This is a genomic window from Dyadobacter sp. CY327, assembly GCF_021390415.1.
In the GTDB taxonomy this organism is placed as follows: Bacteria; Bacteroidota; Bacteroidia; order Cytophagales; family Spirosomataceae; genus Dyadobacter; species Dyadobacter chenhuakuii.
The window spans coordinates 1,478,788-1,500,283 of record NZ_JAJUXJ010000007.1 but is presented as its reverse complement, the minus strand read 5'-3'; the positions used below and the strand labels follow the sequence as shown (position 1 = coordinate 1,500,283).

The following is a 21,496-nucleotide window of genomic DNA, read 5'->3' as shown; positions in this document are numbered from 1 at the left end:
GTAGAGTTAATTTTGCCCGTCCGCAAAACAACGGACGTGCCTTTAACTCACCATGAAAATTTTTGCTTTTACCTTACTGATTTTACTCACTTCGATTGCCTGTATACAGGCGCAAACCATCTCCGGCAGCGTAGCCGACCGGCAGACCAAACAACCATTGGCATATTGCTCAGTGGCACTTTTCAAAAGCCCGGACTCGACATTGGTAACCGGATTACTAACCTCTGAAAATGGCGCTTTTAAGTTCGAAAATGTTACATCAGGCTCATACTATATCCAGACGCAATACATTGGATACAGCAAGGCTACGGTTCCCGTGCCCGTTTTGGCAGCTCAAAACACCATTGAACTGGGCCAGATTCTCATGGACGCAGATCCCCGGACATTACAGGAATTGAATGTCACGGCCGACCGCCAGTTGCTCGAAAATAAAGTGGACCGACAGGTGTACCGGGCCGATAAATTCCTGAATAGCCAGGGCGGAACGGCCATTGATGTGTTAAAAAATACGCCTTCCGTTACAGTCAGCAGCGAAGGGGACATTACGTTGCGGGGTTCGTCCGGATTTTTGGTATTGATTAATGGCAAACCCGTGCAAACGGACGCGGCAACGATCCTGAACCAGATTCCGGCCAACACCATTGAAAATGTTGAAGTGATCACATCCCCCTCGGCACGTTTTGATCCGGACGGCAAATCGGGGATCATCAATATCACGACAAAAGCGGCACTGGCGGGAAGCAGATCGTTTTCGGCCAATGTGCAGGCAGGCCTTCCGGCCATTTACCGTTATGATAACCTGCACAATCCGCTCCGTTTTGGCGGCGATGTAACATTCAATGCGCGTTCCGAAAAATGGGATGTCAGTTTGAGCGGGAATTATCTCCGGAACGATATCGCAGGGCAGCGAACCGGCGATGTAAATACAACAATCGGCCAGGTATTCACCTCGTTTCCATCGGATGGGGAGCGGAGTTTTATCCGCTACAATTACACCGCGAGGGGCTCAGTATCATTTACGCCTCGTTCGAGCGATGCATTTTCGGTAGGTTTTTATACAGGGTTTCGTTCCCAGTCGAGGCGTGCCGATATCGTTTATAATAACACAAAAACGGACCTGCAAACGGGTGATGTAATCATATAATCAGCGTATCAAGAATGTGGTTAATAGGGTCAACAGTGTCTATAATGATACGATCCTCAACCGCATTTACACCAATGCTGGCCTGGCAACGTCCTTGGGACTTGAAGCAGGCAGCACATCGGACATTGCCCTACTTATCCGCCAGAAAAACCTTCCTGAAAGGCAAGCTGGCCGCAACATTACAATGGCAGAATGTCGATCTTGGCCTCCTGGGCTCTAACCGGCAACGGATCACCACATTTGGGAAAGATTTTTTCACAACAACCAACTACATTCAGGAGACAGATATCTTTCTTTTAAACCTGAGCTACAACCTCAACCAAACCTCCAAAAAAGGCAAGCTGCCAGCCAGTGAATTTGGAGAAAAGGAGTTCTGACCAGGCACCTCAATGCGCTGGCTTTTTGCACGATTTCATATTTAACATTAGGGTCATATTCGGGCGCTGCGGATGGGTTATTTTCGTTGCTTTGAAGCGCCCATGAAAAAAATTAAAGTTGTATTTTTTGCAGAAATCCTGATTCCCGACTTCGATGGCGCGTCGCGGACTATGTTCCAGCTGCTGGACAGGATTGATGCCAGTCGCTTCGATTTTTTGTTCGTATGCGGGAGCGGGCCGGACCGGATCAACCAGTTCGAGTGCATTAAAACGCGCTCATTCAGCATCCCGCTGAACCCCAAATACAAGCTGGCCATCCCGTCCTTGACGGCTGACGAAATCACAATACAGCTGGAAAACTTCAACCCGGACGTGGTACACATTGCCACGCCGTCGATCCTGGGACATTTTGCACTGGCATACGCCAAAGAGCGGCAACTGCCTGTCATCAGCATTTATCACACGCACTTCCCGAGCTACATGGCTTACTATTTCAGTTATGTTCCATTTTTGGTCAAACCCGTGGCAGATCGGCTTACCACAATCCAGAACAGGTTTTACGACGCCTGTGACCGGGTGTATATCCCGTCTGTAAGCCTGGCCGATGAGCTGGTATCCACCGGAATGTCTGCCATGAATCTCAGGATCTGGCAGCGTGGCATTGATACGGCGCTATTTTCACCGCACAAAAAAGATCCGCGGTATTTAGAACGGCTGACCAACAATTCGCTTCCTACGATCCTGTTTGCGAGCCGGCTGGTTTGGGAAAAAAATCTGGAAACATTGATTGCTGTCTATGCGGTTTTGAAAGCCCAGGGCTTTGCCTGCAATTGGATCATTGCAGGAGATGGTACGGCGGCAAAAGATTGCATGCGAAAAATGCCGGACGCGATTTTCGTCGGAAAACAGGACCATGACGCATTAGCGGTGCTTTACGCATCGGCCTCTGTTTTTATCTTTCCGTCCATATCCGAAACATTTGGTAATGTCGTGCTGGAAGCGATGGCGTCGGGTTTGGTGCCCGTTATCGCCGACGGCGGTGGCAGTAAAGATATAGTCGAAGATGGCGTAAACGGTTTCAAATGCGACCCGGCTGATGCCCATGCATATGCAGAAAAAATCCGTCGGGTCATTCAAAACCCAACATTGCAGCAGCATATGTCTGCTAATGCGGTAGATCATAGCAAAGCGTTCAACTGGACAACACTGGCTAAGACCTATTTTGATGACCTGCATGAGCTGGCAACCTCATTTACGAAAAACCTGAAAGTTTGAAATTACATCCGCTTCTCATAAGAGTCCTTAAAGCGTTGCTTCTGGTGAGTATGCTGGTGTTGCTCTGGCAATATCTGAAAGTCATCGACCCGCATCAGGTGCAGGCAGCTCTGGCGAAAGTGGGAGCGGGTTTTGGCTGGGTCTTACTCAGCACCTCAGTGGCTTATGCGCTGGGGACATTGGGCTGGTGGTATTGCCTCGGCAACGCGAAAGGATCCATCCCGAAAACCGATCTTTTCATGATCCGGCACGTTTGTGAAACCGTCGGCCTGTTCAACCCTGCAAGCTTTGCGGGAGGCGATATGCTCAAAATTGTGCTACTAAGGCCTTACCCGGTGAGCGAAACCAAAGTTTTAACATCCGTAGTCATTTCCCGGTTGTTGATGGTTGCAAGCCAGATATGCCTTCTGATTTTAGCATTAGTATGGTTCTCGCTTAAAAACCCATTACCGATGGCCGCGTGGTTACCATATAAATCTGTCCTGCTGGTGCTTATCATCTGCCTGCTGCTGGTTTTTATTTTGTATAAAATTTATGGTTTTAATTTAAATGCTGACAAAAATCCAAAGTTGGCACGCATAAAATCCCGGCTCGCCAACCTACGCGCAGAGCTGGCTGATTTTTATCATTCATATCCCAGGCAACTCGCATTTGCATTTGTCCTGTTCACGCTGCATTGGGTAGTCGGTTCGCTGGAATTTTATATTGTGTTAAAGCTCTTCGGCTACAATGTCACGATCGCCGACAGCCTTTTGCTGGATATGGGCGTTATCTTGGTCAAAGCAGCCGGTGCTTTTGTGCCTGGGCAGGTGGGGGTAGAAGAATTTGGTAATAAGATCATGTTGTCACTATTGGGAATCAGCAGTATTCCGCTTTGGCTGTCCGTTTCGGCTTTGCGCAGGGCTCGTCAGCTGTTCTGGATCCTGGTAGGGGCCATTTTCTATTCGTTTTTTATATACAAAAAGCGCCTCTACTCCTGACTATGGAAATTCTGTTTGTCAGCCACAAATTCCCCCCAGCGGTTGGCGGAATGGAAAAGCAAAGTTTCGAGCTGGTTACCGGGATGGAGCGTTACTGCCGCGTCCACCGCCTTATATACGAAGGAAAAGGGAGCCGGTTTATGTTCTTCCTAACGCTGCGGCGCAATATTCTGCGAATCTGCAAAGCGCACCCCGGGATCACCGTTATCCACTTCAATGATGCCCTTCTGGCAACATGCTGCCTGCATCACAAAGGTTACGAGCATCTGAAACGCACAGTAACATTGCACGGGCTCGATGTCGTATTTCCAAGTGAAATATACAGTAAGCGCGTCCTCCCGAAATTCAACCGGTTCGACCTTTTCATCGCAGTAAGCCGGGCCACCGCAAATCAGGCGATTGCATTGGGAATTGATCCTCGTAGGATCATCGTTATCAATAATGGTGTGGATGAAGAGCGCGGAGAGGGAATTCAGCATTCAAAAACCAGTCAGCAAGTGCTGGAACGATACGCCATTCCCGCAGATCGGCATTTGCTGGTTGCGGTAGGCAGGGCGGTGAAGCGCAAGGGTTTCTCCTGGTTTATCAGGGAAGTCGTTCCCAGGCTGGATCCCCGCTTTTTTGTGTTACTCATCGGTCCATTTGATAACCGTCCGGGCTTTTTTGAACGCATATTATCGCTCGTTCCCGGCAAGCTGCGGGAACGGATCATGCTTTTCCTGGGCTTCGGGTCCGATGCGGCAATGATCAGGTCTTTACTGAACAATCCGGATTTCACGACATCCGTAAGGCATCTGGGCCGCCTGCCTTCCGGGGATAAAAAAGTGATATTACAAGCGTCGGAAGCATTTATTATGCCGAATATCCATATTGATGGTGATATGGAAGGTTTCGGGTTGGTGTGCATTGAAGCAGCCCTGGCGGGAGCACTGGTCTTTGCAGCGGACATGGACGGCATTCCTGATGCCATCCAGCATGGTAAAAATGGCTTTTTGCTTCCAAGTCAGGACGCAAATGCCTGGGCAACAAAGCTCAATGAAATCCTCACGGATAGGGGAAAGTTCGAGGGGAACAGGCAAGCTTTCCGGGAGTTTACAGCCGCAAATTACAGTTGGGATAAAATGGTTAGGGCGTATTATAGCGCTTTTGCCAAATGATCGGAACCATATTTTACACCGGTTTTGACTTGCCAGGAGAATTGTGCGCTTACGGGATGGTGGTCGGATAGGGGCAGGCCTTCTTCATTAATGAAATCATTGTTCAAAAAAGAATAGCTGGTCGCCTGGAGTTCTAACGTTTCGCTGCTGCGGAAAAATATTTTGTCAATGGTTTCACTGCTGTCGCTCAGGTTCAGGATGTTGGCTAAGGGGATTACTTTGGATGCATCCGGCATTTTCCCGCTGTTCTTATGGTTGATCCACGCATCTTGCAGGCCGTTTTCCTTTGTCAGTATCTGAATGTTGTCATAGAAAAAACCATAACGTCCGTTTAAGTCACCCATCAGAACAACCGCATTACCAGCCGAATGTTCGCGGATAAATTTTGAAAGCTGTTTGATATTTTCACGACGTGCCGCAGCGGCAGGCTGCGTATTGTAAGCATTGGAATGAACATTATAAAAATCAATGAAAACATTCAGCGCTACTTGTATACTGGTGTAGGAAAATCCCTTGGGAGTCAGGCAATCGGCCCCGGTGCAGTCATCCCAGTTCACGCGGACAACATTGCTCAAAGGGAATTTCGACAACGTGTTCAGGCCATCGCCAAACGGGACAGCCCCTTTGGTTTCGGTACGGTAGTTGTGGACATCATCGCCGTCATACAATTGGGTATGATAATTAAAATCTTCCTGAACATGCACAATGTCAAAAGCCTGTAATTTCTTGCCAATGGCTTCAATGCTGGAAGCCCTGGGCGTTTTTGCGCTGGAAATGATTGCCGGCAGACCGGCAATGTTGTAGCTGATGGCTGAGAACTGTCCCCTGGTTTCATTTTTCATAAAACTGTTCTTTCCCATCTGCAAGTCAATCACGGTCGACCCGTTGGTGCGTTCGGTGCTGTTGCATGTCAATACAAGCACGAAAAGTCCCCACACGCTCAAAAATCTTTTGTTTCTGCAATTAGCTGGCATCGTCATTGAATTAGTTGATGCCAAATTACACTTGCAGTATGACCTCAATGAAGAGCAGGTGTTATTGAATCGTTAAATCTGTGACAAGCAGAAAAACAAATTGTATTTTTGAAAAAATGTTGATGGCGATCTGTAACGACTGTATGAAGGTCAAGCAAGAATTTAAAGCCGGACTAAGGCATGGATAAGCCCGAAATAGAATCTCTCAAATGAAGGTCTGGTTAGGTTGGGCGTGTTGCCTTTGTTTTATTTTTATATCCGCGTATGGTCACGCGCAATCCCGCAATCCTTTCGCAGATGCGGAAAGCAGCCGTGAAAGGATCATCAGCGAATACACCAGGCCCGACTCACTGCTTGTTGTCACAAAAGAAAAGTATAACCAGGCGATTGCTGAAAATAATGATCTCACAGCGGCGGGTTACCTGCAGCAGATCGGCCGCATTCTTTTTCTCTCCGGTCACTATCCGCAATCGCTGGAATATCTGCTCAAAGCAGATAAAATTTACCGGGCCAAAGGCGAGAAGAAACGGCTCGCAGAAAACCTCGCTATGCTCGGCGAGCTTTACTACCGGAACAGGCAAGCTCCCACTGCCCGAAAGCAATACGACGAAGCGCTTGGCCATTATAAAGAACTGAGAAGTGGGGCAGGCAGGGCGGACATTTTCGGCCGGATAGGGCATTTATATGAAAAGAAGCAGGATTATGACAGTGCTTTTTACTTTCAGAACAAAGCCCTGGAAGCATATCAGCAGGAAAATATGCGGGAGGGAGTCGCCAAGATCTATGAAAACCTGGGAAGCATTTATGAAGATCAGGAACGTTATGATTCGGCTTATGCCAATTTTGACCGGGCTTACAAGATCAACCGGCAGCAGGGACATGAGCAGGCGCAGATTGAAGTGCTGAATAACCTGGGTGATGTTTTGCGCAAAACGGGCCAGTATCGGAAAGGGCTTCATTTCAGCTTTCAGGCGATGGAGCTGGCGCGCAGGAAGGATGATTTTTACCAGCTTTCGGGCGCATACAATGATATCGCAAAGGGATACAACTTCCTGAACAAAAATGACAGCGCCTTTTATTACCTGGCATTAAGCCGTGAGTATTTAACCAAAATCTATTCGCAGGAAAGCAACAAGCAGCTCGCACTGCTGCAAACACTCTACGACATTGAGCAAAAAGATAATGAGATTGAACAACTAACACAGGCCAGAAAAGCCGATCTGATGGTCTCCGTCGCTATTGGTGTTGTGGTGGTGCTGGTTATTCTCATTGCAGGGCTGGTCATCAGCAGGCAGCGGCTCAAATTCAGGAACGAGCAAAAACTCCATGCACAGCATAAGCAATTCCTTGAAGCCCGAAACCAGCTGATGGAAGTGGATTTGCAAAACAAAAAGTTACAGGAAGAAAACCTGACACAGCAACTGGAGATCAGGACAAAGGAACTCAGCAGCTATACATTGCACGTCATCCGCAAAAACCAGCTGCTGGAAGATCTGCAAACAAAACTCGACGAGCTGGGCAAAGAAGACAAGCGCGACCAGAAAAAGCAGATTCGGCAACTCGCCGAACAGATCCGCCTTGGCCTGAGCGACGACCAGCATTGGGAAGAATTCAGGACGATATTCGAGCAGGTGCACCAGTCATTTTTCGACCGCTTGCAACAGCAATCGGACTCGCTCACCTCCAACGACCTGCGCGTGCTCGCATTGATGAAGATGAACCACACTTCCGCCGACATTGCAACACTCCTCGGCGTTTCCCAGGACAGCCTCCGCGTCATGCGGCACCGCCTGCGCAAAAAGTTGAACATCCAGCAGGGCGACAACATTTCAACCTTCATTCAGTCGATTTAGGGACTTCACATTAAGATAACATTGTGGTAACAGAATGTTAATGGTGGAAAATTCATTTGTACTTGCCTTAAAATCAGTGTTTTGTGTATTTTAAATGCGCTGTGTTTCCTTTTTGTAACGCCCGTCAGGGCAGCGTTGCTTTTTTGTAACGCCGTGCATTTGGCCAGCTCTTCATTCTTTTATCACCTTCGCATTGTCATCGCCGGACATTTCATTGGCCGCGCCGACAGGATTTAAAAAGTCGAATGCGAATTGATATATGCTGATAAAGATTTACACATCCCTGTTGCTTGCAATGCTCTCCTCGTCACTCTTGCAGGCAGGAACTGTTAAAGGAAAATTACTGGAAGCCGCAACCGGCGAACCCGCATTGGGCGTGGTGGTGATGATTGAAGGAACAGACTTTCATGATGTTTCCGGCCTGGACGGATCTTTTATAATTCCAAACCTGCAAAGCGGTTCCTACCGGCTCATTGTCCGGCATATTTCCTATGCCTTAACCCAGAAGGAATTTACAATTGATGCCAATGAAGTCGTGCAGCTGAACCTGTTACTGCAAACGGCGAGCGATCACGAGCTGCACGAAATTGAGGTTTATGGAAAGAAAGACGGGACAAGCGATCAGTCGGCCAGGTCGCTGGAACGCAATGCAGGGCAAGTAATGAACATTGTCTCCGGTAAGACGATCGAGATTTCGCCGGATCTGACAGTGGCCAATGTGATCCAGCGGATTTCAGGGGTTACCATTGAGCGCAACAGCAATGGTGACGGCCAGCATGCGATCCTGAGAGGCATGGATAAACGTTACAATTATACACTGGTAAACGGGGTGAAAATCCCGAGCCCGGATAACAAATACCGTTATGTGCCGTTGGACATTTTCCCGTCGGATCTGCTGGACAGACTGGAAGTGTACAAAGCATTGACGCCATCGATGGAGGGTGATGCCGTAGGCGGGGCCATTAATATGGTCATGAAAGATGCGCCCGACCATTTCACTGTTTCCGGCACCATTTCCACGGGTTACAATGAGCTTTTTCTGAGACGTGACTTTATGGGTTACGATTTCAAAAATACTCAATCCAAATCGCCTTACGAGCGGGGTGGAAACCAGTATAATGCCACGCCACAGGATTTTACGAAAGCTCCGGTTGATTATTCTTCTAAATCTCCGCTTCCGAATCTGCTCGGCAGCCTGGCAATCGGAAACCGTTTTTTGAACAATAAGCTGGGGATTTTGCTGGCGGGCAGCTATCAGAATACATTCCGCGGAAGCAACAGCCTTTTCTTTAATTCCGAAAGTGTGGATACGCTTCGTGGCGAAACGCTTACTAATATGAGCGAGCGGCAATATTCGGAGCAGCAAACGCGCTATGGCCTGCATTCCAAGATCGATTACCGCATCAGTGACAAACACAAGATCCAGTTTTACAATGCATGGATGAGCCTTACCAATGTGCAGGTCCGGGATGTGAAATCGACGCAGCTGACCATTGGCGGTTACGATCCTGTGCTGGGCAATGCGACGCTTGGTTACAACACCCGATCGAGGCTGACCAGGCAGCGGATTCTGAACAGTACACTGCAAGGCAAGCATCAGCTCACAGGCCGTTTTGCCGTGCAATGGTCGGCGGTTTATTCCAAGGCAACCAATGAAGTGCCCGATAATGCCAATGTGCCTTTGCTGGGAATTCGTGAGAATTATATTGAAAAACGGACGACAGTAGGAGACGCCACGAGGCGGTGGGAACACAACACGGATCGCGACTGGTCAGGATATCTGAATTTCACTTACGCATGGCCCGTAGGCAATGTCCGGACCGAATGGTCGGCCGGCGGACTATATCGTGATAAAGCCAGAAGCAATTTTTACAACAATTACCAACTGCGCCCATCGCGCCCATTTGACCAGTTCGGAACCGATTTTACGGATTATACGCAGATCGGATGGGTTGTACAAAACCCGAGAGGGTCCGTTGCGTCCGCATTGAACTATGATGCAAGCGAGCAGATCAAGGCGGGTTATCTCCAATTTAAAGCAGGCACGGAGACACTGGAAGTGCTTGGCGGCGTCAGGGTGGAAGCAACGGACCAGGGTTATAAGATGCTTTTCCCGATCGGGGAGGAGCGCCCGGAAGGTAAGCAGGTTTACACCGACGTGTTGCCGAGCATTCATTTTAAATACAAAACCCTGCAAAATGTAAATCTCAGGGCCTCCTATTTCAGGTCGCTCAACCGGCCCGGCTTTTTCGAAATCGTTCCATACCGCATTGTGCAGGAAGAATATCAGGAACGCGGAAATGCAGATCTGAAAAGGGCAATAGCCGACAACATTGACCTGCGATACGAGCTTTTTCCAAAGCCTGCGGAGCAACTGATGGTTGGGTTGTTTTACAAACACATTAAGGACCCGATTGAGTACACCTTACAACGCGATGCAAACAGGGGCCAGGACATTTACTATGCGCCCGGAAACTTTGGAAATGCCACCAATTACGGTCTGGAAGTGGATTATATCAAATATTTCAGGCTCATAGGGATCAAGGCGAACTACACTTATACGCATTCACAGATCACCACCCCGAAATCGAAACGCATCAGGGATGCCAAAGGCGATCTGGCAACGATCAGCGTAGACCAGACCCGCCCGCTCTATGGCCAGTCTGCGCATGTAGGAAACCTCTCGGTGCTTTTAAAGGATGCCGACCGTGGCTTGGATGCGCAACTCGCAGGATCGTATACGGGTGACCGTATCAATACAGTAGCGCAGTTTCTGGACAATGATCTTTGGCAAAAAGGCTTTGTACAATTGGATGCTTCTCTGGAAAAAACCTTTAAAAACGGTTTAGGGATATTTATAAAAGCCAATAATCTGCTGAATACACCCATGGAAGTATACATGAAAACGCGGAGTCCGAAGAATGAAGGTGCGCCGGGCCAGGACCTGGGCGAGGGTACATTAATCAGAAGGGATTTTTACCAAAGATCCTATTTGCTGGGAGCAAGAATCAAATTTTAAACAATTCATACAAAACAAAAAAACATGTACACGTTGAAAATGAAAAACACAATTCTGGCGGCGGGTTTAGCCATTTTCGCGCTGGCCAGCTGCAGTGATGATGATACGGAGCCTACGCCCGTTGTTCCGCCGGTTGTTGAAGAATCGGTTTCGGGTGAAGTTTCCGGTGTCTGGACCAAGGGCGGCACATATAAAATAACCGGGCACATTCAGGTCCCCGCGGGTAAGTCGCTGACCATTGAGGAAGGCGTCACGGTGTTGTTCAGCGACTCGGTTGTGAAACCGGAAGTAGTTGTGCTGGGTAACCTGTATAGCCTGGGTACGGCGGCGGCGCCCGTCAAATTTACGGTTCCCGATGCCTGGAAAACCCCGGGTAATCAATTCGGAAATCTTTGGGGCGGACTGGTTGCCGGACCCAACACGACCGAGCTGGTCCTGAGTAACACAATTCTCGAATACGGCGGTGCGGTAACGACAGAAGAGTCTCCATCCGTAAAAGCAGGACTTTACAAAGCCGAAGCGGGCGAGCACGTTCCGGTGGCTTATTTTATGAATATCAATGGTAAATTCATTGTTGTTAACAGCACGATCCGCAATTTCAACGAGGACGGATTTTACATTGAAGGCGGAAAAGTGATCATTGCCAACAACATGTTCTATACCACGGGCGTATCGGGCGGTGATGCGATCAATATCAAGTCCGGGGTGCAGGCAGATGTTGCTTTCAATGTCGTGTATAGTCCTAATACCAATGCATTGAAACTTTCAAACTCTGGTGAGCGCACGCCGCAGGCTTATGTTGTGGGCTATAACAACACGATTGTGAATGCAGGCTGGAGAAGGCCTACGACCAAAGGCGGGTCGATCTGGGTGGAATCGGGTGTTCGGGCGGATTTGTACAATAACCTGCTTGCCAATGACCGCTACGGCATCAAACGCGACGCGGGCGATCCGGAAGATGCGCGTTCGGTAATTGCCAACACATTCTACTACGGTGCAGACCAGACTACAACCAATCAGTTTCAGCCGTCGGCCGAGATCGTGAAGGGAGCGAATGACCTTATCTCCGCAAAAGCCGGTGAGAATGATCCTAAGTTTGTGAACTATCCACTGACCACAGCCATGAACAACGCGGCGTTCAACACGCAGTGGGACTTTCATTTGCAGGCAGGTTCGCCTGCATTGGGCAAAGGAAAAACGGATTTTACCCGCTTGTACGCAGAGGGGCTGCTTGTGAACGGTGTTACTTACAAATCTCCCGCGCCAGCGAGCTTTGCCGGTGCATTTGGAACAAAATAATTTCAAACCCTCCCGGTGTGCACATGGCAGCATCGGGAGGGCTTTTTTTTGCTTTTTTAACTGGAATTTTTGTGAAAGGATTTATCATTTTACTTTTTGGCTGCGGCTGCGTACTAACTTCCTGCGGTGAAAAAAAACAGCTTCATGCCGATCAGGCAGCAGCTGCGGAGGACACGCTTGCCGTCATCAAGCCGCGCTATATAACAGACACCGTTGCGCATGACACCGACGATCCGGCTGTATGGATCAACCCGGCAGATCCCGCGGCGAGCCTCATCATTGGAACAGATAAAGACCAGAATGGCGGCTTGTATGTGTTTGACCTGAAAGGCAAAATGCTGAAAGACAAGACTGTACACGGCTTGCAGCGCCCCGATAATGTGGACATAGAGTATGGATTGATGCTCAACGGCAAGAAAGCCGACATCGCTGTCACCACCGAACGTTTCACCCATAAGCTCCGGATTTATGCTTTACCAGATATGAAACCCTTGGATGGAGGCGGCATAGCAGTCTTTGAGGGACAGCAGGGTGAAAACCATCGCGACCTGATGGGGATTGCGCTTTACAAGAATGTTTCTGGAAAGATTTATGCAATCGTTGGCCGGAAAACCGGCCCTACGGACGGCACTTATTTGTGGCAATATTTGCTGGAAGACAATGGTAAGGGTAACGTTAAGGCGACATTGGTCCGGAAATTCGGTGCTTACAGCGGGCTGAAAGAAATCGAGGCCATAGCGGTGGATGATAAATTGGGCTATGTATATTATTCCGATGAAGGCAAAGGCGTGCGGAAATACTACGCCGATCCCGAAAAGGGCAATGCAGAGCTGGCGTTGTTTGCAACAACCGGGTTTACTGAAGACCATGAAGGCATATCCATTTATGCGCTTACGGACAGCACCGGCTACATTCTCGTTTCGGACCAGGGAGCCAATAGTTTCCAGATCTTCCCGCGTGAAGGAAATGCCGATGATGCTAACAAGCACAATCTTTTGAAAAAAATCACTGTTCTCGCAAACAAAAGCGATGGTTCTGAAACAGTTTCCGTTCCATTGAATGCCGATTTCCCAAAAGGACTCTTCGTTGCCATGAGCGATGATAAGACCTTCCACCTGTATCGCTGGGAAGATATTGCCGGCAGCACGCTTCTGAAAATAAAATGACTTTTTTCTAAAAGAAGGGGCATAGCGGATTCGGAAATTAAATTGTTCTGTATTAGAAAAAAAGAATAAAGCCGGACATTACTGTCCGGCTTTATTCTTGTGTCTAAAATTGAGATTTCATTTAACAGGATCAATACCCCGGGTTCTGGTACATTTTGGTTGGGTCCAGTTTGTATTCGTCAAATGGGATCGGGTAGTAGCGGTCTTTGGGCCCGAAGTTCGATAGTTTGGCAAGACCAAAATTATCCTGGCTTTTGGCCTTGAAATACGCAACCAGCTCATCGGTTGAGAAGAAACGCAGCAGGTCAAACCAGCGGTGGTTTTCAAATGCCAGCTCCGCACGGCGCTCGTGAAGGATTGCCAGTTTCAATGTCGGGTATTTGGCACGGTAAGCAGTGTTACGGATCGATGCCGCGTACAATGGCAGCCCGGCGCGTTCCCTTACCTGATCCAGAAAGCCGATGGCGGCAGGTTCATTGCCGAGATACATATTGACTTCCGCCAGCATTAAAATCACATCAGCATAACGAATCAAAATCCAGTCATTTCCTCCAAAACCCTGGTTGGTTGCAGCCGGACTGGCATCCCGGAATTTGGTAATGAAATAATCGCGTACGATGGGGTCGTTGGCAAATTTGATGTTGAAATCCTTTCTAACATCCGCTTCCTCATAATCCAACACAAGATCAGGCGTAACATTGCCACCAGCCCCGGTTGAGTTGATCAATGAGTTGATCGTTTCGCCTTTTGCCTGATTATTCCGCGCAATGGCAGAAGAAAAGTTAATGTCGCCCTGCTTGTTAACCACCTGGAAAATGATTTCGGGCACCGTGGATTTTTTGGATACATCGAAAACATCGGCATAAGGGATCTCTTTCAATGTCCCGAATGTGCGCAGCTCATAGCATGCGGTCAGATGGTTTTTTGCTTTGTTCAGGTTCTCGGTCCGGTTTGCCGGGGCCAGTGTGGTCGCCATGGTCAGATAAACCTGTCCGAGTAATGCATTCGCCGCAGCTTTGGTCACTTTTCCTTTGGTAGCAGTTGTCTGGACATTAGGTAATGTGCTGTTGACGGCGTCGGTTAAGTCTGTGACAATCTGTTGGTACACTATATCCTGCTTCTCCCGGAACGTGCTTGCCTGCACTTCGGCAAATGTCAATGGGCGGGTGATCAATGGCACGTCGCCCCATCTCCGCACCAGGTGGAAGTAGATGAGCGCACGCATGAATTTGGCTTCTGCCTTGTATTTTTCTTTCAGGTCATTGTCCGTGAAATTCACTTTTTCAATCCCCTCCAAAACCTGGTTCGAGCGCGTGATGGTCTGGTATAATGCCAGCCAGTGGCTTTTTAGGTAAGTGTTGCTGGGCAAAAGTGAAAAATCATTGAACTGGAACGGCTCACCCGCGTTGGACTGGTTGTCATTCCGGCCTGTGTTGTCCGATCGTTCTTCGCTGTAAAGTGCGCTCGTTTCGCCGATTCCGTTCCCATTGCGCAACGACTGATAAATGCCATTCACGGCCGCTTCCACTTCGCCGGGCGACTGGTAGAATGATGCATTGGAAACCGCATTAGGATTTTCAAGGTCAATAAAATCAGTGGAGCAGGAGGTTAGCACGCAAAGTGCGAGCGCGGTAAGGATATGGGAAAATTTATATTTTGTGTCAAACATAGCTGCTGAATTAAAATGTGATACGGGCACCAATGTTATAGGCGCGGGCAAGTGGATATTTACCATAATCGACACCCGGCGTCAGGTTCGAACCATTATTGTAATCAACTTCCGGGTTATAGCCGAGATATTTGGTCAGGGTAAATGCATTGTCTACTCCAACGTAAATCCGCAGGTTACTGATCGCATTTTTGCTGATCTGGGCAATCTGAGGGAAATTGTAGGCCAATGTCAGGTTTGTACATCTCAGGAAAGAACCGTCCTGCAGGTAGAATGTCGATAACCGCGTGCTGTTGCTTTGCGTGCCTCCGCGTGCAGCGCGATATATTTTTCCATCCCCCGGCTGAGCTTCGGAACGGTAACGGTTCAGCACTTTAGAATACTGGTTACCCGAACCTTCCATATTGAAAATGTAATAATCCTGTCCATCCAGCACCTGGTTGCCGTAGATCCCGTTGAACGACGAGCTGAAATCGAAATTTTTGTAGCTGGCCGAAATAGCAAATCCGTAAGTGAATTTCGGATGCGGTGTGCCGATCACCTGCTTATCCGCATCATTCACAACCCCGTCACCATTGATATCTTCGAAATAAAGATCACCCGGACGCAGCGGGTTTGTAGAAGCCGTTGAACGCGCAGGGCCTTTCAACACATAACCGGCTGGGAATTTCTGGGTGGATGCATTGTAAGCCGCATTATCCGCTTCCAGGTTCTCCATATCCGCTTCGCGAACCATGCCTTTCACTTTGAACCCATAAAACATACCGATGGGTTGTCCCTGCTGTGTAATGTGCGTTATGTACGAACGCTCAGCGCCTGTCGACAGGATCGTATTAGCACCTCCCATATCAAGGACCTTGTTGCGGTTTACCGAAAAGTTACCGCTGATGTTCAGGTTAAAATCACGTTTCGAAATCACGCGTGCGTCGGCCTGGATATCAAACCCGGTGTTCTGCACTTTCGAGTTTTTCAGGTTTGTCAGAATGGTCGACGAGCCCGAAATCGCTGACAGCGGCTGGTTGAAAAGCAGGTTGTAAGAGCGGCTTAGATAGTAGTTGGCAATGATGGAAAGCCTGTCTTCAAACAATCCCAGGTCCAGCCCCACATTGTATTGCGAAGTAGATTCCCAGCCCAGATCCTGGTCCTTGATTCCCTCCGCCCACAATGCAGTATTCACCGATCCGTTCCCGAAAACCACGCCGCCCGGAGCGGCCATTGTTTGCAGGAAGTTATAGTTACCAATGTTGTTATTCCCGCTCAGTCCCCAGCTTGCGCGCAATTTCATAGTGGAGGCTTTGCCCAGCAGATCGTTGTAAAACGGCTCATTCGAAATGTTCCAGCCTGCCGAAACAGATGGGAAGCTTCCCCAGCGGTTATTAGGACCGAAACGCGACGATCCGTCAGTGCGGAATGATGCCGTCAGGTAATATTTGTTGTCAAAATTGTAAACGGCACGGGCCAGATAGGAGAGCAGCGTCCAGTCGGTTTTACCGGTGCCATCGCCTTCGGGGTTACCCGTGTTGAGGCCAAAGTAAATGGCATCTGCGCCTTTCCCGGTAATCTCCTCGATCCGGTCATTCTGGAATCCGCGTGCTGTAACCGAAATCACATCACGGTTGTTCTGCTGCGCAGTATAACCTACCAGTCCGTCGAAGCTGTGCTTGCCCCATGCTTTTTTGTAATTAAGGGTAAATTCGGCAAGCTTATCCATGAAGTTTACCGTGCGCGCCACAGCATTTGCGGCCGCAATGGCCTGTGGCGACCCCGGCGGGTTGGCACCCTCGCTCAGGCTGGTGGGGCGGTAGAATTCGTATTTTTCGCTGTAAGTCTGCAAGCCCAGGTTAACCTTGAAATTCAGGTCCTTTACGATCTCAAACGTTGCAAAACCATTGTACGTCCCACGCTGACCGGTTCTGTTAATGTGCGTTTCGGTGGCCAGTGCCACGGGGTTTTCAATGGATTGCAAACCAAACCCCGAGCTCAGTGACGCCGCCTCGTTCTTAGCCAGAGAGCCGTCTTCATTATAAGCTTTGAAAATCGGCATATAAACCAGCGCGCCCAGGATTGGTCCCTGGTTGAAGCGCCCTTCCTGCACTTCGCGGTTGGTATTATAGGTAAATGCCAGGTTAGCGCCGACTTTCACCTTCTTGTTGACATCGGCATCAATGTTCGCCCGGAAATTGGTACGTTCCTGCTTGGTGCTCAGGATAATGCCTTGCTGGGTAAGGTGCCCGCCGCTAAGCGCATAGCGAAGTCCTTTCTGCCCACCGCTGAAACTGATGTTATGACGGCTTACCGGCGCATTGCGGTAAAGTTCATCCTGCCAGTCGGTGTTATATTTAGGTGTGATCACCCGCTGGTTTGCAAAATCATAAATGTCGTTTGGGATACTTACCGACCCTGCACTGCCGCCCAGGTTCTTGATCCGGGTTGCATTGTCGTCCGAAAACATCCCATCGTTCCATTGCTTGCCTCCGCTCACCATCAGGTCACGGTAAGTGTTGTTACGACCGTCGATCAGCAATTGGGCGAAATCCGACGAATTGAGCATATCCACTTTCTTGGCCAGCTGATGCACCCCGAACTGGTAGTCATATTCCAGCTTCCCTTTGCCTTCTTTCCCGCGCTTGGTTGTGATCAGAACAACGCCGCCTGCTGCACGCGAGCCGTAAATGGCTGCGGACGCAGCATCTTTCAAAATATCAATCGATTCAATGTCATTGGGATTGATAAATACATCATTACCAGCAGGATAGCCATCAACAACATAAAGCGGATCTGAACTCGCATTGATAGAGCCGACGCCCCGTACACGGATTTTAGTGCCGACATAGGGCGCACCGCTCACTTGCGAAATCTGCACACCTGCCACTTTCCCTACCAGGGCCTGGCCTATGGTAGGCGTAGTCAGGTTCAATTCTTTTGCTTTTACACTCGAAACTGCACCTGTGAGATCGCTTTTTCTGAGCGTCTGGTAACCCACCGCCACAACCTCGTCGAGCATCATCGCATCTTGCTTCAATTGAATATTGAGTGGTTTTTCGTCTGATATCACCACTTCATGCGCAAGGAACCCGACGAACGAAAACACCAGGGTAGCACCCGCAGCGGCCTCTATTACAAATTCTCCGTTCACATCCGTAACCGCACCGCGGCTGCTGTTTCCCTTTTCAATCACGGTCACACCCAGCAAAGGATCTCCGTTGTCGTCAAGCACACGGCCAGTCACCCGGATTTTCGGGGCCTGGGTCCCGGCTTCCATGTTGGAGTCATGGCGCTTTGCTCCGGCCGCCCCTGCGGGGCTGAATGCACTGAAAACCAGAGAACCAGCAATTACCACATGGACAATGGGTAAAAGTAGTTTTTTCATAAAATGATTATAAATTTAATTTTAACAAGAAGACACTTTTGTTTCTTTGCTGTTTGAAACAAAAAAAGCGCCCTATAAGGGCGCAAAAGTAACTTTCCCGTGTTAAGCCACGAGGCGATAAATGTTAAGGTAATGTGAATTTTACAAGACAACCTAAGCCCTGGCGACTCCGGTCATATCAAGCATAAAATGGTGCAGCTCGGTGTTTTTGACAAAAGGTTTAAGGGTTTCGCTTCCCGGTCCGAACATCGCCAGTTCCACGTAATCCGCAGAATGATCCATTCCGGCCCAGCCTATTCCGGTATAATGTGTCTGGATTCCAGCCAACTCCCGGAAGAGCGGTTTGTTGGCAATGTAAAGGCCCGACTCATTTTTGTTTCCGAACCGCGCCAGGATCTTTTCGGCTTCGGATTGCTTGATGGCATAACCCTGTGCAAATTCGATTCGCTCGATGAGCTGCGCCGCGGTGGGCACTTTATCGAGCTCACCCAGGATCCAGTTGTTGGTATGCTTAAACTTTTGCAGCAGATCAAACTGCTTGTCGCTGCCGAAAAGACCCGGGTTTGCATTGCCATGATCCGTCGTAATAATCACAAGCGTCTCTTTGTCCTTTGTGGCAAAATCCAATGCAACCTGGACCGCCTGGTCAAAGGCGATCTGGTCATACAGCAAACCGCCCGCATCATTCGAATGTGCCGCCCAGTCCACTTTTCCTCCTTCGATCTGGACCGCAAATCCCTTTGGGTTTTTTGATAAAAGATCAAGCGTTTTTTGCGTCATTTCGGCCAATGTCGGAACAGCTTTTTGCAGCCGTTCATCCTGGAATGTATCCAGCGAGTAGGGAAGCGCACCTTCGCAGTACACACCCATGATCGGTTTTTGTGTATTGTTGAGGCCTAGCATTGCATCGCGGCTGCGCGCTACCGTGTAACCGGCTTGTTCGTAGGCCGCAAAAAGGTCCGTTTTATCCTTGCGTTTTTCAGCAGAAAAAAACTCCGCGCCGCCACCCATCATCACGTCGAATTTCAGGTCCAGATATTGATCTGCAATTTCCGACTCATCACCGCGGGACTTATTATTGATGCAAAATCCGGCAGGGGTGGCATGCGTGATCGTCACCGATGTGACGCAGCCAACAGATTTTCCGGCCTCTTTGAATTTTTGTAAAATTGGTTTGTTAAAACTCCCGTCCGCATTCACGTTCAGGTTTCCGTTCGGGACTTTTCTGCCGCCTCCCCACGCCGAGCTTCCGGCCGCTGAATCGGTAACGAGTGCATTGGAAGAAGAGGTTTCCATGAACGCCCGGCGACCGGTTTGTTCGGCATACAACTTCATCCAGCTGCTCATGCGCCCTTCTTTCCGGTTGAGTAACAGGTCCGCCATATTCAGCGTCCCCGTGCTCATGCCGTCACTGACCATGAAAATGATATTCTTTGCACCCTGCTTTCCCCTGGAAAATGTTTTGGCGTCGCTTCGCTCGCCAAAAAGCGTCATGTGCCCGGCAAGGAGCCCGGCAGAACCGTTTGTAAAAAAGTCCCTTCTGTTCATTTGAGGCTCGGTATATTCAGTTTTAGCTTACCGCAAAACTAGTCGAGCGCGTATTATCGTCAGGTTAAGATGTGGGTCCGGATATGAAGAAAGTGTTATCAGTTGGACTTGTTTCTTTCTGTTTTTGTAAAATCAAAATACTTGTAGTTGCCTAATACGGACATTTCAAGCTGTAACTTGTAAGTGCCCCAATCATACTTCGCCTCGGCTGTTATCACTTGTTTTTTTGCATTGTTGTCAGCTGCTTTCTGGTTTTGCAGAAACTCCGATAATGCGCGGCCGTCCATTTGTGACGGGGCTTTGAGACCATAAAGGGCGAGCACTGTCGGTGCTATGTCAATGTTTGAAGTCGGGAGCTCGCTGGTAAATGCATTTTTGAAGTCCGGGCCATCAGCAAAAAAAGCAATGTTGATCTCATAAGGGCTCGATCCGCCGTGCCCGGCAACGCCTCCCGAAAAGTCGGTTCCGGCAAAGCCTTTGTCATTTTTATCGTCGTTCCAGTTGGGTGCCACGAGGATATCGCCTGAACGCGTCGGGTGATTGTAGTGAATCGCGTCAAAGGACAATGTTCCCTTGACCGAGCCGGCCATATCACCTTTCTTTTTGGGTTTGGTAAAGACCGCGCCGATCCAGTCCGTTTTATGCATTAAGGCTACAATTTTTTCGATCTGGTTTTTATCATGGTTTTTTACATAAATAGCGCCCTCTGCAATCACCACGTCATCAGATTCTTTATCCTTTTTCAAACCCTCCGCAATGAGCAGGTCTGTTATGTCCTGCTTGCCGGTGTGGGTCACAAAACCATGATCGGTTGAGATCAGCAGATTGAACTTCTCCTTTAATTCCCTGCTGGACAGCGAATCCAAGATGCGGCCAAACTGCGCGTCCACATACTTGATCGCCGCCACTGCCTGGTCTGAGCCTATGCCGTAACGGTGCGCAGCGCCATCGGGATCTGAGAACCAGATGGCACTCACGAGCGGGCCGTCATTTTTCAAGCCATAATGCAGCAATGCGTCTGCGATCCATTTGTGTTTGATAAAAACGTCGCCGGTTCCTTTCGGCATAGGGCCAATGTCGGCCATCACCTGCGCCTTAAACGATTCCGGCAGTATCAATTCCTGATTGATAATCGCGCCCTTACCGACTTTATGGTTTTGCAAAAATGCCTGTCCTGTGGTTCCTGAGCTGAAAACCATCATTTTACCGCCAGCCGCTTCCAGCACTTCACCCAGTGAAACAGCCGTTAGCAGACGACCATTCTCCGAATCTTGCGCTCTCATAAGATCAGGGTAAGTCGTGCCGATCGCTTTGTTAGGACTCACTTTCGGAAAGTAAACGGCGTTGCCGAGAAGTCCGTGCGTGCCAGGATAAGACCCTGTTGCGTAGGACGATGAATTCACCCGCGTTACCGTCGGAAATACGCTGTGATGGTTTTTTCCGTAGGAAGCTTTTTGTTTAAATGCATATAAATTGGGCATTTGCTCCTCCGTAATGTAGTCCGGACGAAGCCCATCGAAGAACACAATGAGCGTTTTGTTCTTGCCGTCCAAAGACTTTTCCGCGGCGGGATTTTGCGCTTGCGCGATAGGGGCAGCGAAGGCAGTCCAAATGATCAGGACTGCCCGGGCGGTGGTTATATTTCTGAAAATCATATAGTAATGA

At 49.1% G+C, this 21,496-nt stretch carries 14 protein-coding genes; 9 read left to right on the top strand and 5 right to left on the bottom strand.

Annotation, left to right across the window (positions count from 1 at the left end; all coding sequences use genetic code 11):
* The first annotated feature begins 52 nt into the window (after window positions 1-52).
* The 5 genes from LZG74_RS22530 to LZG74_RS22515 all read left to right on the top strand — a co-directional run bounded on the left by LZG74_RS22530 (window position 53) and on the right by LZG74_RS22515 (window position 4,933).
* Window positions 53-1,144 (top strand): carboxypeptidase regulatory-like domain-containing protein, encoded by a 1,092-nt coding sequence (locus LZG74_RS22530; RefSeq protein ID WP_310589368.1) that lies wholly within the window; start codon window positions 53-55, stop codon window positions 1,142-1,144.
* A gap of 44 nt (window positions 1,145-1,188) precedes the next feature.
* The gene (locus LZG74_RS26455) at window positions 1,189-1,521 is read left to right on the top strand and encodes an outer membrane beta-barrel family protein (protein ID WP_235177947.1); all 333 of its coding nucleotides are present in this window, start codon (window positions 1,189-1,191) and stop codon (window positions 1,519-1,521) included.
* Between the two features lie 102 nt (window positions 1,522-1,623).
* Complete coding sequence (locus LZG74_RS22525; RefSeq protein WP_233798745.1) at window positions 1,624-2,796, top strand: glycosyltransferase family 1 protein; 1,173 nt, start codon at window positions 1,624-1,626, stop codon at window positions 2,794-2,796.
* The gene (locus LZG74_RS22520; RefSeq protein ID WP_233798744.1) at window positions 2,793-3,776 is read left to right on the top strand and encodes a lysylphosphatidylglycerol synthase transmembrane domain-containing protein; all 984 of its coding nucleotides are present in this window, start codon (window positions 2,793-2,795) and stop codon (window positions 3,774-3,776) included. The genes LZG74_RS22525 and LZG74_RS22520 overlap by 4 nt, the downstream gene beginning before the upstream one ends.
* 50 nt (window positions 3,777-3,826) lie before the next feature.
* A complete protein-coding gene (locus LZG74_RS22515) occupies window positions 3,827-4,933 on the top strand; it encodes a glycosyltransferase family 4 protein (RefSeq protein ID WP_233798743.1) in 1,107 nt (368 codons plus the stop codon).
* Here LZG74_RS22515 and LZG74_RS22510 read toward each other — a convergent pair.
* On the bottom strand, window positions 4,912-5,913 hold the full coding sequence (locus LZG74_RS22510; protein WP_233798742.1) for an endonuclease: 1,002 nt from the start codon (window positions 5,911-5,913) through the stop codon (window positions 4,912-4,914). The genes LZG74_RS22515 and LZG74_RS22510 overlap by 22 nt on opposite strands.
* A gap of 203 nt (window positions 5,914-6,116) precedes the next feature.
* Between LZG74_RS22510 and LZG74_RS22505 the strand changes: the two genes are divergently transcribed.
* The 4 genes from LZG74_RS22505 to LZG74_RS22490 all read left to right on the top strand — a co-directional run bounded on the left by LZG74_RS22505 (window position 6,117) and on the right by LZG74_RS22490 (window position 13,244).
* Entirely contained in the window at window positions 6,117-7,760 is a 1,644-nt protein-coding gene (locus tag LZG74_RS22505) for a tetratricopeptide repeat protein (protein WP_233798741.1), read from the top strand.
* Window positions 7,761-8,019: 259 nt separating this feature from the next.
* Window positions 8,020-10,779 (top strand): TonB-dependent receptor, encoded by a 2,760-nt coding sequence (locus LZG74_RS22500; protein WP_233798740.1) that lies wholly within the window; start codon window positions 8,020-8,022, stop codon window positions 10,777-10,779.
* A 39-nt stretch (window positions 10,780-10,818) separates the two neighbouring features.
* Window positions 10,819-12,078 (top strand): right-handed parallel beta-helix repeat-containing protein, encoded by a 1,260-nt coding sequence (locus tag LZG74_RS22495; protein ID WP_233798739.1) that lies wholly within the window; start codon window positions 10,819-10,821, stop codon window positions 12,076-12,078.
* A gap of 71 nt (window positions 12,079-12,149) precedes the next feature.
* The gene (locus LZG74_RS22490; protein ID WP_233798738.1) at window positions 12,150-13,244 is read left to right on the top strand and encodes a phytase; all 1,095 of its coding nucleotides are present in this window, start codon (window positions 12,150-12,152) and stop codon (window positions 13,242-13,244) included.
* A gap of 130 nt (window positions 13,245-13,374) precedes the next feature.
* Here LZG74_RS22490 and LZG74_RS22485 read toward each other — a convergent pair whose 3' ends face one another.
* The 4 genes from LZG74_RS22485 to LZG74_RS22470 all read right to left on the bottom strand — a co-directional run bounded on the left by LZG74_RS22485 (window position 13,375) and on the right by LZG74_RS22470 (window position 21,486).
* Complete coding sequence (locus LZG74_RS22485) at window positions 13,375-14,913, bottom strand: RagB/SusD family nutrient uptake outer membrane protein (RefSeq protein WP_233798737.1); 1,539 nt, start codon at window positions 14,911-14,913, stop codon at window positions 13,375-13,377.
* Between the two features lie 10 nt (window positions 14,914-14,923).
* Complete coding sequence (locus LZG74_RS22480) at window positions 14,924-18,283, bottom strand: TonB-dependent receptor (RefSeq protein WP_233798736.1); 3,360 nt, start codon at window positions 18,281-18,283, stop codon at window positions 14,924-14,926.
* A gap of 153 nt (window positions 18,284-18,436) precedes the next feature.
* Window positions 18,437-19,831 carry an alkaline phosphatase gene (locus LZG74_RS22475; RefSeq protein ID WP_233798735.1) on the bottom strand — a complete coding sequence of 465 codons (1,395 nt, stop codon included), beginning with the start codon at window positions 19,829-19,831 and terminating at the stop codon, window positions 18,437-18,439.
* A 98-nt stretch (window positions 19,832-19,929) separates the two neighbouring features.
* On the bottom strand, window positions 19,930-21,486 hold the full coding sequence (locus LZG74_RS22470) for an alkaline phosphatase family protein (RefSeq protein ID WP_233798734.1): 1,557 nt from the start codon (window positions 21,484-21,486) through the stop codon (window positions 19,930-19,932).
* Window positions 21,487-21,496 lie beyond the last annotated feature (10 nt).

What these genes read in the sequence shown, in the direction of transcription:
- LZG74_RS22530 (WP_310589368.1), top strand. Translation starts at nt 53, where the DNA reads ATGAAAATTTTTGCTTTTACCTTACTGATTTTACTCACTTCGATTGCC.
- LZG74_RS26455 (WP_235177947.1), top strand. Translation starts at nt 1,189, where the DNA reads ATGATACGATCCTCAACCGCATTTACACCAATGCTGGCCTGGCAACGT.
- LZG74_RS22525 (WP_233798745.1), top strand. Translation starts at nt 1,624, where the DNA reads ATGAAAAAAATTAAAGTTGTATTTTTTGCAGAAATCCTGATTCCCGAC.
- LZG74_RS22515 (WP_233798743.1), top strand. Translation starts at nt 3,827, where the DNA reads ATGGAAAAGCAAAGTTTCGAGCTGGTTACCGGGATGGAGCGTTACTGC.
- LZG74_RS22510 (WP_233798742.1), bottom strand. Translation starts at nt 5,913, where the DNA reads ATGACGATGCCAGCTAATTGCAGAAACAAAAGATTTTTGAGCGTGTGG.
- LZG74_RS22505 (WP_233798741.1), top strand. Translation starts at nt 6,117, where the DNA reads ATGAAGGTCTGGTTAGGTTGGGCGTGTTGCCTTTGTTTTATTTTTATA.
- LZG74_RS22500 (WP_233798740.1), top strand. Translation starts at nt 8,020, where the DNA reads ATGCTGATAAAGATTTACACATCCCTGTTGCTTGCAATGCTCTCCTCG.
- LZG74_RS22495 (WP_233798739.1), top strand. Translation starts at nt 10,819, where the DNA reads ATGAAAAACACAATTCTGGCGGCGGGTTTAGCCATTTTCGCGCTGGCC.
- LZG74_RS22485 (WP_233798737.1), bottom strand. Translation starts at nt 14,913, where the DNA reads ATGTTTGACACAAAATATAAATTTTCCCATATCCTTACCGCGCTCGCA.
- LZG74_RS22480 (WP_233798736.1), bottom strand. Translation starts at nt 18,283, where the DNA reads ATGAAAAAACTACTTTTACCCATTGTCCATGTGGTAATTGCTGGTTCT.
- LZG74_RS22475 (WP_233798735.1), bottom strand. Translation starts at nt 19,831, where the DNA reads ATGAACAGAAGGGACTTTTTTACAAACGGTTCTGCCGGGCTCCTTGCC.
- LZG74_RS22470 (WP_233798734.1), bottom strand. Translation starts at nt 21,486, where the DNA reads ATGATTTTCAGAAATATAACCACCGCCCGGGCAGTCCTGATCATTTGG.